The sequence below is a fragment of the Umezawaea sp. NPDC059074 genome (genome assembly GCF_042738955.1).
Lineage (GTDB): Bacteria > Actinomycetota > Actinomycetes > Mycobacteriales > Pseudonocardiaceae > Umezawaea.
This window is the reverse complement of sequence record NZ_JBHYHC010000004.1, coordinates 95,560-111,399: the sequence shown is the minus strand read 5'-3', so window position 1 is coordinate 111,399 and position 15,840 is coordinate 95,560. Positions and strand designations below refer to the sequence as shown.

13 protein-coding genes are annotated in these 15,840 nt (G+C 71.4%); 11 read left to right on the top strand and 2 right to left on the bottom strand.

What is annotated here, in order from left to right:
• The first annotated feature begins 42 nt into the window (after positions 1-42).
• The 9 genes from ACFWW9_RS03285 to ACFWW9_RS03245 all read left to right on the top strand — a co-directional run bounded on the left by ACFWW9_RS03285 (position 43) and on the right by ACFWW9_RS03245 (position 10,280).
• Positions 43-1,389 (top strand): salicylate synthase, encoded by a 1,347-nt coding sequence (locus tag ACFWW9_RS03285; RefSeq protein ID WP_390370874.1) that lies wholly within the window; start codon positions 43-45, stop codon positions 1,387-1,389.
• Positions 1,386-2,441: a ketoacyl-ACP synthase III family protein gene (locus ACFWW9_RS03280; RefSeq protein WP_390370873.1), complete on the top strand. Its 1,056-nt coding sequence runs from the start codon at positions 1,386-1,388 to the stop codon at positions 2,439-2,441. The genes ACFWW9_RS03285 and ACFWW9_RS03280 overlap by 4 nt, the downstream gene beginning before the upstream one ends.
• A gap of 2 nt (positions 2,442-2,443) precedes the next feature.
• A complete protein-coding gene (locus ACFWW9_RS03275) occupies positions 2,444-4,114 on the top strand; it encodes a (2,3-dihydroxybenzoyl)adenylate synthase (protein ID WP_390370872.1) in 1,671 nt (556 codons plus the stop codon).
• A gap of 2 nt (positions 4,115-4,116) precedes the next feature.
• A complete protein-coding gene (locus ACFWW9_RS03270) occupies positions 4,117-4,374 on the top strand; it encodes a phosphopantetheine-binding protein (protein ID WP_390370871.1) in 258 nt (85 codons plus the stop codon).
• The gene (locus tag ACFWW9_RS03265; protein WP_390370869.1) at positions 4,371-5,843 is read left to right on the top strand and encodes an amidohydrolase family protein; all 1,473 of its coding nucleotides are present in this window, start codon (positions 4,371-4,373) and stop codon (positions 5,841-5,843) included. Before ACFWW9_RS03270 ends, ACFWW9_RS03265 begins: the two co-directional genes overlap by 4 nt.
• A complete protein-coding gene (locus ACFWW9_RS03260; RefSeq protein WP_390370868.1) occupies positions 5,840-6,616 on the top strand; it encodes a 2,3-dihydro-2,3-dihydroxybenzoate dehydrogenase in 777 nt (258 codons plus the stop codon). The genes ACFWW9_RS03265 and ACFWW9_RS03260 overlap by 4 nt, the downstream gene beginning before the upstream one ends.
• A gap of 26 nt (positions 6,617-6,642) precedes the next feature.
• A complete protein-coding gene (locus ACFWW9_RS03255) occupies positions 6,643-7,287 on the top strand; it encodes an isochorismatase family protein (RefSeq protein WP_390370866.1) in 645 nt (214 codons plus the stop codon).
• A gap of 118 nt (positions 7,288-7,405) precedes the next feature.
• Positions 7,406-9,295, top strand: a complete 1,890-nt coding sequence (locus ACFWW9_RS03250) for an anthranilate synthase family protein (protein ID WP_390370864.1) — start codon at positions 7,406-7,408, stop codon at positions 9,293-9,295.
• Between the two features lie 379 nt (positions 9,296-9,674).
• The gene (locus ACFWW9_RS03245; RefSeq protein ID WP_390370862.1) at positions 9,675-10,280 is read left to right on the top strand and encodes a DNA-binding response regulator; all 606 of its coding nucleotides are present in this window, start codon (positions 9,675-9,677) and stop codon (positions 10,278-10,280) included.
• Here the strand turns inward: ACFWW9_RS03245 and ACFWW9_RS03240 are convergent.
• Positions 10,277-11,452, bottom strand: coding sequence for a sensor histidine kinase (locus ACFWW9_RS03240; protein ID WP_390370860.1), 1,176 nt, complete (start codon positions 11,450-11,452; stop codon positions 10,277-10,279). The two genes, ACFWW9_RS03245 and ACFWW9_RS03240, sit on opposite strands and share 4 nt — an antisense overlap.
• Positions 11,453-11,717: 265 nt before the next feature.
• On the opposite strand from ACFWW9_RS03240, the gene ACFWW9_RS03235 reads away from it, so the two are divergent.
• Both ACFWW9_RS03235 and ACFWW9_RS03230 read left to right on the top strand, forming a co-directional pair.
• Entirely contained in the window at positions 11,718-12,518 is an 801-nt protein-coding gene (locus tag ACFWW9_RS03235; protein WP_390370858.1) for a BTAD domain-containing putative transcriptional regulator, read from the top strand.
• Positions 12,519-12,592: 74 nt separating this feature from the next.
• A complete protein-coding gene (locus ACFWW9_RS03230; RefSeq protein WP_390370856.1) occupies positions 12,593-13,198 on the top strand; it encodes a DNA-binding response regulator in 606 nt (201 codons plus the stop codon).
• A 234-nt stretch (positions 13,199-13,432) separates the two neighbouring features.
• Here ACFWW9_RS03230 and ACFWW9_RS03225 read toward each other — a convergent pair whose 3' ends face one another.
• Complete coding sequence (locus ACFWW9_RS03225; protein ID WP_390370854.1) at positions 13,433-15,778, bottom strand: sensor histidine kinase; 2,346 nt, start codon at positions 15,776-15,778, stop codon at positions 13,433-13,435.
• Between the last annotated feature and the right edge of the window lie 62 nt (positions 15,779-15,840).

Below are 15,840 nucleotides of genomic sequence, written 5' to 3'. Positions count from 1 at the left end.
CCCGGCCGAAAGTTCCGCCAAGATCCGAGAGGACGCCCGCAGATGAGCTCCACCATCTCGAAGCACTACTTCGAAACGCAGATCCCGCTCTCCGTCGACCCGATCACGGTCGCCAGCAGGTTGGCCGCGTCCGGCCTGCACGAGTCCTACGTCGTGTACGAGACCGGCGGCACCTGGTCCTACGCGGGTGGCGTGCGCTCCGAGCTGACCCTCGACCGCACCGGCGCCGTGCTCAAGCAGGAAGGCGCGGACGACGTCGTCCAGCCGTGGACGGGCAAGCCCCTCAAGCAGATCGCCGAGCTGCTCGCCACGGTCACGGTCCCCGCGTGGCGCGCCTACGGCTGGGCCACCTTCGAGCTGTCCTACGCCAAGGACGGCAACCTGGACCACGTCAGCGACAACCGCCTGCTGCACCTCATCGTGCCCAAGGCCGAGGTCCGCATCATCGAGGGCGCCGCCCACCTGCGCGCCTCCGACCAAGAGACCCTGGCCGCCCTGCTCACCGCGATCCGGACCGGCGTCGACGCCCCCGCCGCCGCCACGCGGCCGCTGGACGTCCGCGGCCTGGGCGTCGAGCAGTACCAGCGCTCCGTGCAGCTCGCGGTCGACTCCATCAACGCCGGCGACCTGCACAAGGTCATCCTGTCCCGCGTCGTCGACGTGGACTACGACGTCGACCTGGTCGCCACCTACCGCGCCGGCCGCGAGGGCAACAACCCCGCGCGCTCGTTCCTGCTGAACCTGGGCGGCATGGAGGCCACCGGCTTCAGCCCCGAGATCGTCGTCAAGGTCTCCGCCGACGGCCACGTCGTCAGCCAGCCCCTCGCGGGCACCCGCGCCCTGACCCCCGACCTGCTCGTCAACGAGCAGCTGCGCAAGGACCTGTTCGGCTCGGCCAAGGAGGTCTACGAGCACGCCATCTCCGTCAAGGTCGGCACCGACGAGCTGACCGACGTCTGCAAGCCCGGCTCCATCGAGGTGCCGGAGTTCATGGCCATCAAGGAGCGCGGCACCTGCCAGCACCTGGCCTCCAAGGTCGCCGGTCAGCTGGCCGACGGCTTCGCCACCTGGGACGCGTTCGGCGCGGTCTTCCCCGCCGTCACCGCCTCCGGTGTGCCGAAGGCGCCCGCGTACCACGCGATCCGCAGCTTCGAGGCGGAGTCCCGCGGCCTGTACAGCGGCGCGGTCCTCACCGTCGACTTCACCGGCGAGATGGACGCGGCGCTGGTGCTGCGGTCCGCGTACCGCCAGGACGGCCGCACGTGGCTGCGCGCGGGCGCGGGCATCGTCGGCCAGTCCGAGCCGGAGCGCGAGTACGAGGAGACCTGCGAGAAGCTCGACAGCGTCGCCCGCTTCCTGGTGCCCGCCACGGGAGGGAACGGGGGATGAGGGCCGACGACGTCTACCTCGCCGGGGTGGGGACCCACCTGCCCCCGGCGGTGACGACCGAGCACGCGGTCGCGGAGGGCTGGTACGACCAGGCCGACCGCGCGGCCTCCGGGTTCGAGAGCGTGCTGGTCGCGGGGGACGTCCCCGCACCGGACATGGCCGTCGACGCGGCGCGGAAAGCGCTGGCGATGGCCGGGATTCCGGGTGAGGACTTCGGGGCCCTGGTGCACAGCACCACGTACCACCAGGGCCCCGACGGCTGGTCCGCCCCGCACTACGTGCTGCGGGAGACGGTGAACCGGCCGATCTCCGCGATCGAACTGCGCCAGGGCTGCGTCGGCATGATCGCCGGCCTGGAACTGGCCGTGCACCGGCTGACCGCCGACCACGAGGCCGACGCCGTCCTGCTGACCACGTCCGACAACTTCTCCGCCCCGATCGTGGACCGGTGGCGGGCCGCGAAGCTCTTCCTGCTCGCCGACGGCGGCGCGGCCGCGGTGGTCTCCCGCCGCGGCGGCTTCGCCAAGGTCCTGTCCGTCGCCGCCTACAGCAACCCCGGAATGGAGGAACTGCACCGCGGCGGGGAGGACCTCTTCCCACCCGGCATCACCCGCGGCGTCTCGCTGAACTTCGAGGAGCGCAGCGACCACTGGCGCGACCAGTGGGCCAAGGGCGTGGCGCCGCCGATGGGCCACCTCGGCGAGTGCGTCGCCGGAGCGGCCGAGAAGGCGCTGGCCGACGCGGGGATCGGGATGGAGAAGATCGCGCGGGTCTGCCACGTGGGCTTCGCCCGCGGCCCGCTGCACGCGATCTACCTGGACGCGCTGGACATCGACGCGGACCGGGGGAGCTGGGAGATCACCCGCCGGACCGGCCACGTCGGCGCGGCGGACCCGTTCATCGGGCTGGAACACCTGTGGCGCACCGGGGCCGTGGTCCCCGGCGACCACGTCATGTTGATCGCGAACGCGCCCGGCATGGAGGCGGGCTGCGCGGTCCTGGAGATCGTCGCCCCCTACCGGGCCACGTCAGCCGAAACCGACGAGGAGTAGAGATGCTGGACGGATGCACGACGTGGCCCGCGGAACTCGCCGCCCGGTACGTCCGAGAAGGCCTGTGGCGCGGCGAGAACCTGGGCGGCCTGCCCAGGACGTGGGCCACGCGCAACGGGGACCGCACCGCCCTGGTGCACGGTGACGTCCGACTGTCCTATGCGGACCTGGCGGACCGGATCGACCGCGTGGCGGCGGGGTTCCGCAAGCAGGGGATCCGCGCCGGTGACCGGATCGTGCTCCAGCTGCCGAACGTGCCGGAGTTCGTGGTCGTCGCGTTCGCGCTGTTCCGGGTGGGGGCGAAGCCGGTGTTCTCGCTGGCCTCCCACCGCTCCAACGAGATCCGCCACCTGCTCGCGCTCTCCGGCGCGGTCGGCTACGTCACGCCCGGCGTGCACCGCGGGTTCGATCACACGATCCTCGCGCAGCAGATGCTCGCCGAGGTCCCCACCTTGCGCCAGGTCTTCGTGCTCGGCGAGGACCACGGCATCGACGACGCGCGGCTGATCCCGCTCGCGTCGGTCGACGCCGACCCGGTGCCGCTGCCCGTGAGCGACCCGTCCGACGTCGCGTTCTTCCTGCTCTCCGGCGGGACGACCGCGCTGCCGAAGCTGATCCCCCGGACGCACGACGACTACGCCTACCAGACCAGGGCCGTCGCGGAGGTCTGCGGCATCACCGCCGCCGACGTCTACCTCGCGGCGCTGCCGGTGGAGTTCAACTTCACCTGGGGCTGCCCCGGCGTGATCGGCACGTTCGTCTCCGGCGGCACGGTCGTGCTGGCCGAGGACCCCGGCGCCGAGGACTGCTTCCGGCTCATCGAGCGGGAGGGCGTCACGTTCACGTCCGTCGTGCCGACGGTCGCGCACCTGTGGCTGGAGTCCCGCGAGTGGGTCGAGGCGGACCTGTCCACGCTGAAGGTCGTGCAGATCGGCGGCGCGAAGCTCCAGCCGGAGCTGGCCGCCCGCATCCAGCCCGAGCTGGGCGCCCGGCTCCAGCAGGTGTTCGGCATGGCCGAGGGGCTGCTGTCCATGTCCCGCGCGGACGACGACCAGCACTCCGTCGTCCACACCCAGGGGCGGCCCATCTCGCCCGCCGACGAGATCCGCATCGTGGACGAGAACGACGACGAGGTGCCCGCGGGCGTGACCGGCGAGCTGCTGACCCGCGGCCCGTACACGCTGCACGGCTACTACCGCGCGGAGGAGCACAACAAGAAGGCCTTCACCGAGGACGGGTTCTACCGCTCCGGTGACCTGGCCCAGCTGACCGCCGAAGGACGGTTGATCATCGAGGGCCGCATCAAGGACGTCGTCATCCGCGGCGGGGACAAGATCTCCGCGGGCGAGGTGGAGGGCCACCTGGTGACCCACCCGGCGGTGTCCAGGGCCGCGGTCGTGCCGGTGCCCGACGAGTTCCTCGGCGAACGGATCTACGCGTTCCTGGTGCACGAGGGCCGCGAGCCCGCGCTGTACGAGCTGAAGCGCGCGCTGCACGAGCGGGGTCTGGCGGAGTACAAGCTGCCGGACCGCGTGGAGTACGTCGCGGCCTTCCCGCTGACACCGCTGGGGAAGGTCGACAAGAAGGTCCTCGCCGCCGCGGCGAAGGACCCCGCCCTCTCACGGGACTGGGCACCCGTGGACCTCACCGAACCACAGGAAAGGGTGAGCTAGCCATGCCGCAGAACGTACTGGGACCGTCCACAGCGGACTCGCTGCGCGAGGTCGTCGCCGCGATCGTCGGCACGCCCGCCGCGGAGATCCCCGGCGACGCCAACCTGGTCTTCCTCGGGCTCGGCTCGCTGGAGATGATGCGGCTGGTCACCCGCTGGCGCCGCGAGGGCCTGGCCGTCGAGTTCTCCGAGCTCGCGGCCGAGCCGACCATCGACGCGTGGGCCACCCACCTCGACGAGGCCGGGCGGGCAGTCGGATGACCGAGCTGCTGATCCGCGGCGGGTACCTCTACCCGGCGGACGCGGGCGCGTCCGTCGTCCCGAACGGGTCGGTGCTCGTCTCCGGCGGCAGGATCACCGCCGTCGGTCCCGCCGCCGAGGTCCAGGCGCCCGAGGGCGTCCGGGTGGTCGACGCCACCGGGAAGATGATCCTGCCCGGTTTCGTCAACGCCCACTGGCACGACCTGTTCGCCATGCGCCTCCCGTTCCGGGGGACGCTCCGACCCCCGCACGACCGCGACGACCAGCCCGCGTTCATGGCGCTGGGCGGCAACCTCCAGGCCATCTCGACGGCGTTCGACTCGTTCACCGACAAGATCGGCCAGCTGACCGTCGACGAGGCCGACGCGATCGCGCGCTACTCGATGTGGACGCAGCTGCGCACCGGCGTCACCACGCTCGGCGACGTCGGCTCGTTCAACCGGCCGGAGTCCCTGGCCGGGGCGGCGAAGTTCCTCGGGATGCGGGCCTCGGTCAGCACCTGGGCGAGCGACGCGGTCTGCGCCCCCGGCGAGACGCGGTTCCGCCGCACCCGCGACGCGGACGGTGTCCTGCAAGGGATCGAGGGCCTGCTCCGGCACGTCGCGGCGGACACGTCCGGCCTGCTGCGGGCCCGGCCGACCTCGGTCTACGGGGTCAACATGACCGACGAGCTGGGCGCGGGCTTCGCCGAGCTCGTGGCGAAGTACGACGTGCCGTTCGCCACGCACGTCGGCGCGCTGCGCAACGAGTACGAGGTCTCACGGGCGTACTACGGGGCCACGCCGGTCCGCCGGTTCGCCGACCTCGGGCTGCTCTCGCCGCGGTTCATGGCCGTGCACACGGCGTTCGTGGACGAGGACGAGGGGAAGCTGCTGGTGGACAACAACGTCCACGTGTCGTTCTCGCCCGCCAAGTACGGCCACGCGGGGGAGTCGACGCTCACCGAGACCCGCGCGATCCCGGAGTTCCGCCGGGCGGGCCTGGACGTGTCGCTCTCCACCGACGGCGCCGCGCTGCCGGTGGGCGGCATGGTCGAGGCCATGAAGGTCACCTACCAGGTGGTCAACGAGATGTACGCCGACCCCACGGAGGTGCTGCCGACCGACGCGCTGGCCATGGCCACGCGGATCGCCGCGAAGGGCCTGGAGTGGCACGACATCGGCAGCCTGGAGGTCGGCAAGCAGGCCGACGTCGTGCTGGTCGGGATCGACGACTGGCGCTACCTGCTCAACCCGCGCCCGCTCGAGGGCTTCCTCGCGCTGGGCGGCTCCGCCGACGTCGACACCGTGATCGTCGCGGGCAACGTCCTGGTGGAGGGCGGTCGCGCCACCGGGTTCGACGAGCGCGAGCTGGAAGCGAACTACCTGGAGGCGCTGGGGTCCTTCTCCGTGCGCGCGCTCGGTGTCGACCCGGAGGTGGTGGCCGCCCGGACCCGGCGGCCCGCCGGACGAGGGGGTACGGGGACATGAGACAGCGGATCGCCCTGGTCACCGGGGCAGCGGGCGGCATCGGCGAGGCGGTGGTGCGCGCGCTCGCCGAGGACGGCACCGCCGTCGCCGCCGTGGACGCCAACACCGAGGGCCTGGCCCTCGTCGTGAAAGGACTGGTCGAGGAGGGGCACCTGGTCCGCGGCTACACCCTGAACGTCGCGTCGAGCGAGGAGGTCAACGCCGTCGTCGCGCGGGTCGAGGACGAACTCGGCCCCGTGTGCTACCTGGTCAACGCCGCGGGCGTGCTGCGCACCGCGGAGGCCGTCGACCTGCTGGAGGAGGACTGGGACCTCACGTTCGCGGTCAACACCACCGGCGTCTTCAACGTCAGCCGCGCGGTGGCGCGGCGGATGATCCCGCGCAAGCACGGCGCGATCGTCACGGTGGCGTCCAACGCCGCCAAGACGCCGCGCTGGAACATGGCGGCCTATGCGGCCTCCAAGGCCGCCGCGGCGAGCTTCACCAAGTGCCTCGGCCTGGAACTGGCCCGGCACGGCATCCGGTGCAACGTGGTCGCCCCCGGCTCCACGGACACGCCGATGCTGACCTCCCTGTGGGCCGACTCGGACGGCGACGCGCTGAAGGCGTCGATCGAGGGCACGCCGGAGCAGTACCGCGTCGGCATCCCGCTGGGACGCCTGGCGCAGCCGGGCCACGTGGCGGACGCGGTGCTCTTCCTGCTGTCCGACCGCGCGGCGCACATCACCCTGCACGACCTCACCGTCGACGGCGGCGCGGCACTCGGGAACTGACCCCCACCAAGGAATCTGGAGACATCATGGCGATCCCGGTGATCGAGTCGTACCCCATGCCGACGGAGCAGGAGCTGCCCGCGAACATCGCGCGCTGGACCATCGACCCCAGCCGCGCGGTCCTCCTCATCCACGACATGCAGAACTTCTTCCTCAGCCCGTTCCAGCAGGAGCAGGCCCCGATGAGCGACCTCGTGCGCAACGTCGCCGAGCTGAAGGCGCGCTTCACCGCGCGCGGCGCGCAGGTCGCCTACACCGCCCAGCCCGGCGGCATGTCCGACGCGGACCGCGGTCTGCTCAAGGACTTCTGGGGCTCGGGCATGTCGACCGACCTGGAGCACCGGCAGATCCTGCCGAGCCTCACGCCCGACGCGGACGACATCGTGCTGACCAAGTGGCGGCCGAGCGCGTTCGCCCGCACCGACCTGCTGGAGCGGATGCGCGCACAGGGCCGCGACCAGCTCGTCATCTGCGGCGTCTACGCCCACGTCGGCATCCTGATGACCGCGCACGAGGGGTTCTCCAACGACATCCAGACGTTCCTCGTCGCGGACGCCGTCGCGGACTTCTCCCTGGAGTACCACCGGATGGCGCTCGACTACGCGTCGTCGCGCTGCTCGGTGACCGTGTCCACCCGCACCGCGCTCTCCATGGTGGACGGCGAGTTCTGACGGATCCCCTGGCGCGTAAGCGCTTCTCCAGCGCGCCGAGGTACACCAGCCGAGCAGGCCCACGTCTCGAGAAAGGAGCGGGCGCCCCCTCCCGTGGAGGGAGGCGCCCAACACCCCCATGACTGTTTGGCTGGATCGGATCCTGGGGCCGGACGCGCCGCCGTTCGCCCTGCTGCACCGGCCTGGCTCGGCCGGGCCCGACCGGGTCGACCTGCTCTTCGGCGACGTGGCCGAGGTCGACCTGATCGCCGACATCCCCCTGCGGGAGGACGGACCCGAGGACCGGCACGACGTCCTCGTGCTCCTGCCCTTCCGGCAGGTCCGCGAACGCGGATTCCACTACCCCGACGACGGCGAGCCGCTCATCGCGATCACCGTCACCGACCAGGAGGTGCTGCCCTTCGACGAAGTCACCGCGGAACTACCGGACGGCGCGATAGAACTCGGTTCCGGCGAGTTCGACCTCGACGACGAGAGGTACGCCGAGGTCGTCCGCCGGGTGCTCACCGAGGAGATCGGCGAGGGGACGGGCGCGAACTTCGTGATCAAGCGCTCGTTCTCCGCCGAGATCACCAACTGGTCGCGGACGACGGCGCTGACGTTCTTCCGCAGGCTGCTCGGCCGCGATCCGGGCTCCTACTGGACGTTCCTGGTGTGCACCGGCGGCCGCACGTTCGTCGGGGCCTCGCCGGAGCGCCACGTGAGCCTCGACGCGGGCACCGTCGTGATGAACCCCATCAGCGGCACCTACCGCTACCCGGAGACCGGCCCCGAGCTGGACGGGGTGCTCAAGTTCCTGTCGGACACGAAGGAGGCCAACGAGCTGTACATGGTGCTGGACGAGGAGCTGAAGATGATGGGCCGGGTCTGCGACCTCGGAGCCCGCGCACTCGGCCCGCACCTCAAGCAGATGGCGCGCGTCGCCCACACCGAGTACCTGATCGAGGGCCGGTCCTCCCTCGACGCGCGGGAGGTCCTGCGCGACACCCTGTTCGCGCCCACCGTCACCGGCGGCCCGCTGGAGAGCGCCTGTCGCGTCATCGCCCGCTACGAGCCGCAGGGCCGCGGCTACTACGCGGGGGTGGCGGCCCTCATCGGCCGCGACGCCCACGGCGCCCAGGCGCTCGACTCGGCGATCCTGATCCGCACCGCGGACATCTCCGCCGAGGGCCGGATGACGATCGGCGTCGGCGCCACGCTGGTGCGCGACTCGTCGCCGGAGTCCGAGGCCGAGGAGACGCGGGCCAAGGCCGCCGGGCTGCTGGCGGCGCTGCGGGGGGCCTCGCTGCCCCCGGTGGCCGAGGTGCCGGACCTGAGCGGCCACCCGGCCGTCCGGCAGGCGCTCGCGGAGCGCAACCTCCCGCTGTCGGAGTTCTGGTTCGCCCGGCCCGAGTCCCGCTCCCGGCGGGTGCCCGCGCTGGACGGCAAGCGCATCCTGGTGATCGACGCCGAGGACACGTTCACCTACATGGCCCGGACCCTGATCGGGTCGCTGGGCATCGACGTGACCGTGGCGCGGTTCGACTCCGACTACCGGCTCGACGGCTACGACCTGGTGATCGTCGGGCCCGGCCCCGGCGACCCCCGCGAGGTGCACGACCCGAAGATCGCCGCGATGCGGGCCGTCGTCGCGACGCTGCTGGAGCGGGGCACCCCGTTCTTCGCCGTGTGCCTGGGCCACCAGGTGCTCAGCACCATGCTGGGCCTGCCGGTGCGGCGGCGCGACGAGCCCAACCAGGGCGTTCAGCGCAAGATCGGCCTGTTCGGGCGGACCGAGCTGGTCGGCTTCTACAACACCTTCTCGGCCCGGTCGGACGCCGACCGGTTCCCCTGCGAGGCGCGCGACGGCGTCGTGGAGGTGTTCCGCGAGGACTCCAGCGACGAGGTGCACGGCCTGCGCGGGCCGGGCTTCGCCTCCGTGCAGTGCCACCTGGCGTCCGTGCTCACCCGCAACGGCGCCGACGTCCTGGGGGAGATCCTCGGCGACCTGATGAGCGAAGGGAACTGATGCGCACGCGACTCCGCGCGACGGCGATCGGGTGGTCCGTCTCCTCCGGGGTGGGCCACCCGATTGTCCCGGTCCGCGCGCACGGGTGCTCGAATCGCGACATGCGGTCCGCCGCCGCGTATTGACGGCGGGTCCGCGGTCTCTGGCCGTGGATGCGTAACGCTGATATGTTTCGCATTGTTTACCGGTTGACCGGGTTCGTTGTCGTGGCTAAGGACTTCGGCCCGCTCCGGGTCACGGCCGGTGACCCCTCAATTACCCATGTCATTTTCTATTGGAGCGTTCGGCTGAGTGTTTTCTGCATTCGGCGCAATTGCATGTACAGGCCCCTTACGGAGTGTAAGACTCTGGTACCGGAGCACACATGCTAGGGGGCTGGATGATCAGGGTGTTGCTCGCCGAGGACGTGCAAATGGTGCGCGGTGCCCTCGTCGCGCTGCTCGACCTGGAGCCGGACATACAAGTCGTCGCGTCCGTCGCCAACGGTGACGAAATCTTTCCGGCGGTCATGCAGAACAAACCCGATGTCGCGGTGCTGGACATCGACCTCCCCGGCATGGACGGCCTTTCCGCGGCCGCGCTCATCCGCGACAGCGTTCCGGAGACCCGCACGCTCATCCTCACGAGCCTGGGGCGACCCGGAACGCTGCGCCGCGCGCTCACCGCCCGCGTCAACGGGTTCATCCTCAAGGACGCGCCGATCAACCAGCTCGCGGACGCGATCCGCGGGGTGTCGGTCGGCAGGCGGGTGATCGACTCGCAGCTCGCGCTGGCCGCGTGGGACGGCGACGAGTGCCCGCTCACCCCCCGTGAGCTGGAGGTCCTGCGGCTGGCGGCGGACGGCGCGAACGCGATGGAGATCGCGAAGCGGCTGTTCCTGTCCGTCGGCACGATCCGCAACTACCTGACGACGGTCACCATGAAGCTCGAGGCGCGCAACCGCGTCGACGCGGTCCGCATCGCCCGCAAGTCCGGCTGGCTCTAGCCCGCCAGCTCCTCCTCGGCCTTCTCGGCGGCCTCCACGGCCAGGTCGAGCGGGATCGACGCGTGCAGGTGGAACCGGTCGTCGTCGACGTGCCGGGCGGTGACCTGGCCGCCGATCTCGCGCACCCGCTCGGTCATGTTCCGCACGCCGCTGCCGGACCGGTCGCGGGTCCCGTGGCCCGCGCCGTCGTTGACGATGTCCAGCAGCACCAGCCGACCGCACCGGCGCACGCTGATCTCGCAGTTCTCGGCCTTGCTGTGCCGGAGCACGTTCGTCACGCCCTCGCGGACCAGCGTGGCCAGCACGGTCGCGGCGGGCTCCGGCACCGGCCGGTCGTCCAGCTCCAGCCGGACGTCGATGTCGGCCGAGGTGAGCACGGCCTTGGCGGAGGTGACCGCGTCCCGCACCGACAGCAGCCGGTAGCCCAGCGCGACGGACCGCACGTCGACCAGCGTGAGCCGGGTGATGTCGATGATCTCCGCGACCGACTCGCGCGCCTGTTCGGGCTGGTCGGGCAGCATCCGGTGGACCAGCTCGCTCTTGAGCTTGATCGCGGACAGGCCGTAGCCGAGCAGGTCGTGCAGGTCGCGGGACACCCGCAGGCGCTCGTCGGCCACGGCGCACAGCGCCAGCTCGGTGCGCGACTCGGCCAACCTCGCGGCCAGCGCGGCGAACCACGGCAGGCCGTGCACGACCAGTCCGGTCAACGCGGCCGCGACCACGCCGAACAGCACGGTGGTGGCGTCACCGCCGGTGGCCGCCTGCGCCGCGCCCGCCGCCGCGACGGTCAGCCCGAACGCCACCCTGCCCGCGGGCGCGGGGAACACCAGCAGCACGCTGCCCGCCAGCAAACCGGGGAGCGCGATCCACGAGTGGTGAAAGGCGAATACCGGGACGAACACGAGCGCCATCTGGCCGGTCACCACGAGTGGCCCGATCGGGAACCGCAATGGCGCGTCCGGTCGGCAGAAATAGAACAACTGCACGGATGACAACAAGACAATGACGGCGATGGCGACCGCCGAATGGGTGAAGTCGCGACCGGCCAGCAGCACGTGGCCAATCTCGACGACGGCCAGTCCGCACATCACCGCGAGGGCGCTCCGGGTGGTGCGGCGGGCAGGCCAGAGCGACAGCCGGACACTTCCGGGCGGATGGGCCTGTGCCGTCATTTCTGCCCCCAGGGACGCACCACGGCAAATACTACAAGGGCGTCCTCCGCTCGTGCTCCGACACGCGGAGGAATGCGGTTCGCCCTTCATCACTACCCGCGCTCGGACTGCTACCGAATGCAGTTTTCCTCGACCGGGTGAAACTTTCACCGCGTCGGACATTACTTGGTCACTGTGGATACGTGCCGCGGTATGTGGCGTCACCTGGCACCGATCGGATGCACTGGTAGTGCGCAAACCGGACATCGAGACTGGGGAGAGTTCCATGGAGATCAAGGTGCTGGGACCACTGGAAGCCCGCCTGAACGGCGTGTCGATCACGCCCACGGCGAGCAAGCCGCGGCAGCTGCTCGCGCTGCTGGGGCTCCAGGCGGGACAGGTCGTGACGGTGCCCACCCTGATCGAGGAGCTGTGGGGCATGACGCCCCCGCGCAGCGCGCTCACCACGCTCCAGACCTACGTCCTGCGGATCCGCCGGAAGATCGAGGCCGCCGCGCCGCACCCGCACGCGAAGGACGTGCTCGTCACCAGATACGGCGGCTACCTGCTGGAGGCGGGGCCCGACAGCGTGGACGTGGCGGCCTTCGAGCGCTCCGCCAAGGCGGGCAGGCTGGCGTTCGACGCGGGCAGGCTGGAGGAGGCGTCCACGCTGTTCGGCGCCGCGCTGGCGGTCTGGCGCGGCCCGGTGCTGTCGGACGTGAAGATCGGCGTGCGGCTCGGCATGGAGATCACCCGGCTGGAGGAGAGCAGGCTCGGCGTCCAGGAGACCCGCATCGACGCCGAACTGCGGCTCGGCAGGCACCAGGCGCTGCTCGGCGAGCTGTCCATGCTCACCGCCCAGCACCCGATGCACGAGAACTTCCGCGCGCAGCACATGCTGGCCCTGTACCGCTCGGGCAGGCAGTGGCGCGCGCTGGAGGAGTACCGCTCGCTGCACGACCGGCTGGTCGAGGAGCTGGGCCTCGCCCCCTCCGAGCGCCTCCGGCAGCTCCAGCGGGCGATCTTGAGCGCGGACTCGGGCCTGGACGTGCGCGGCGGCGCGGTCGTGCCGCAGCTGGCCTCCTGAAGGGGTTCCGGAATGCCGATGTCGAGGAGTCTGGCGCTAGGGTGTGCCGGACCGGGTGGAGGGAAACGGCGGGGATGATCAGGATCTTGCTGGCCGAGGACATGCACATGGTCCGGGGCGCACTGGTGGCCCTGCTCGACCTCGAACCCGACATCGAGGTCGTGGCGGAGGTCGAGTCGGGGGACCAGATCATCCCGATGGTGCGGCTGCACCGCCCGGACGTGGCCGTCATCGACATCGACCTGCCGGTGCTCGACGGCCTCACCGCCGCGGGCACCATCCGCGCCACGATGCCGCACGTCCGCACGCTGATGCTCACGTCGCTGGCCCGGCCGGGGACGCTGCGCCGCGCGCTGGCGGCGGGCGTGGACGGCTTCATCCTCAAGGACGCGCCGCCCGCCAAGCTCGCCACCGCGATCCGCGACGTGGCGGCCGGGCGGCGGGTCGTCGACTCGCAGCTCGCGCTCGCCGCGTGGGACCGCGGGGAGTCCCCGCTGACCGAGCGCGAGCTGGAGGTGCTGCGGCTGGCGGCCGACGGGACCGACGCGCCGGACATCGCCCGCGCCTTATCCCTGTCCGCGGGGACCGTGCGCAACTACCTCACGACCATCGTCACCAAGCTGGACGCGCGCAACCGCGTCGACGCGATCAGGATCGCGTCCGACGCGGGCTGGCTCTAGGCACTTCCCCACGGGCCGTCCGGGCCCGCGCGAGCCTCGTCCGCCACCGCTCACGCCCGTCGCAGAAGCCCTTCGGGGCGTGCGGCGGGCGTTTGTCGTGCCGGGTGCGTCCACATCGGACCGACGTGCTCGCGGGTGTGGCGGTGGGGGAGTGCCAGCGTATCCGCGTTGGTTGGCCTTGGTACGTCAGAGGGGGACTGCGGAAGGGGAAGGCGATCAGTCCACAGGGGACGGTCAGCTCAGGGGGATCTCGGCCTGGAGCCGGTAGGTCGTGCCGTCCGCGCTGCCCGCGCTGAGCGTCCCGCCCACGTCGGTCACGCGGGCGGTGAGGTTCGGGATGCCCGACCCGCCGCCGATGACCGCGGACACCACCCGTGCCCGCGACGGCCTGCTGCCCGCGGGAGCCAGGCCGTCGTTCACGATCTCCATCGTCAGCCGGTCGCCCCGGCGCGCCAGCGTGATCTCGCAGTTCTCCGCGCGGCTGTGCCGCAGCAGGTTGGTCACGCCCTCGCGCAGCACGGTGGCGAGCGCGGTCCGGACGTCCGGCGACAGCTCGCAGGGTTCCAGCCGCATCGTCACGTTGATGTTCGCGGCGGTCAGCAGTTCCCGCGCCGACACCGTCTCCTCGTCCAGCGACAGCTCGCGGTAGGAGGACGCGACGGCACGCACGTCGGCGAGCGCCTGGCGGGAGATGTCGATGATCCCGGACAGCTCCTGCTGCGCCCGCGACGGGTCGCGGTCCACCACCCGGTGGGTCAGCTCCGACTTCAGCGTGATGGCCGACAGCGAGAACCCGAGCAGGTCGTGCAGGTCTCGCGCGAAGCGCAGGCGTTCGCGGGTCACGGCCAGGTCGGCGAGTTCCGAGCGCGCCTCGTACAGGTCCCGGACCGTGGTGCGGAAGCGGGACAGGGCGAACACGACCAGGCCGTGGTTGATCGTCACGAGCACGCCGTAGGTGACGCTGATCGAGTCGCCGCTCAACGCGTACTGGATCCCGCCCATGCTCGCCATCACCGCGAGGAACATCGGCAGGCCGAACCGGGCGGGCAGCGCGAGCAGCAGACTGCCCGCGAGCAGGCCGGGCAGGCCGAGGAACGGGTTCTGGAACAGCGCGATCGGCAGGTAGGTGGCCGCGGCCAGCACGCCGAGCAGCGCGTAGCCCTTCGGCGAGCGCACGCGGACCGACGGGCGGCTGAAGAAGCCGAGCACGAGCGCCAGCGACGTGAGCACGCACGCCTCGGCGACGACCTTGCCCAGCAGCCCCATGTTCGCGGCGACCACGAACACCGTGGCGTTGATCGCGTAGCCGCAGAACACCGCGGTCGCGATCACCTGGCCGAGCCGGGGCGCCAGCGCGTGCCCCTGCTCCAGGCGTCGGCGTAGCGACTTCGTCGTGGCCGGCTGGTCGTCGTCCTCGTCGTCGTCCTCGGGGTGCAGCGGGACGACCGCGCGCAGCCGGTAGGTCTCGTCCGGGCCGGGCCCGGCGGTCAGCTCGCCGCCGAGGCCCTCGACGCGGGAGGTCAGGTTGCCGATGCCGTTGCCGTGGTCGACCGGCTCGTCGGACTCGCGCACGCCGTCGTTGACGATCTCGATGGAGACCGTGCGGTCGTCGCGGACCACGGTGATCTCGCACTGCTCGGCCTTGCTGTGCCGCAGCAGGTTCGTCACGCCCTCGCGCAGGACGGTCGCGAGCACGGTGCGGGTTCGGGTCGGCAGGTCGCCCCGGTCGCACTTCACGGTCACGACGACCTCGGCCGCGGTGAGGACCGAGCGGGCGGACGCCATCTCGTCGTCCAGCGACAGCTCGCGGTAGGAGGAGGCGACGGCCCGCACGTCGGACAGCGCCTGGCGGGAGATGTCGAGGATCTCGGCCAGTTCACGGCGGGCCCGGTCGGGGAGCCGGGGGACCAGCCGGTGGGCCAGTTCGGTCTTCAGCGTGATGGCGGAGAGCGAGAACCCGAGCAGGTCGTGCAGGTCGCGGGCGAAGCGCAGGCGTTCGCGGGCCACGGCGAGGCCCGCGAGCGCGGACCGGGTGTCGTCGAGGTCCTTCACCAGCGATCTGAGGCGGGACAGGCCGTACACCACGAGGCCGATCACGGCCGTCAGGTTGATGATGTACACCGTCTCCAGCGGCGCGTCGGTGATCAGGTACTGGAGGATCCCGTTGGCGATGGCGACGGCCGCGAACACCGGCCACGCCGCCAACGGCCGCAGCACGAGCAGCGCGTCACCGGCCAGGAAGCCCTGCATCCCGGTCCAGCCCTTGCCGTAGAGCGCGATGGGTCCGAGCACGACGACCGCCTGCACGAGCAGCGCCGCGTAGCCCCGTTTGCCGCGCACGTCCGCGGCCGGGTTGCTGAAGAAACCCAGTTGCAGCACCATCATCACGGCGAGGCTGAGCACGGCGGGCGCGACGTGGGCGAAGGTGGCCTGCTCCGCGACGACGTACTGGAAGGCGTTCACGACGAAGCCCGCGAACACGACCGTGACGACGAGGAGCGCCAGCCTGGGGGCGAGTCCGGCCGCCCTGCCCTTGCTGTCGCGTCCCTGCGGCGCTACGGCGTCGAGGCGTTCTGCCACAACCACTCCCATACCAAGAGTTGGGGACCTCGCCGTACGGGCGTCATGCTACCGGTGCCCGA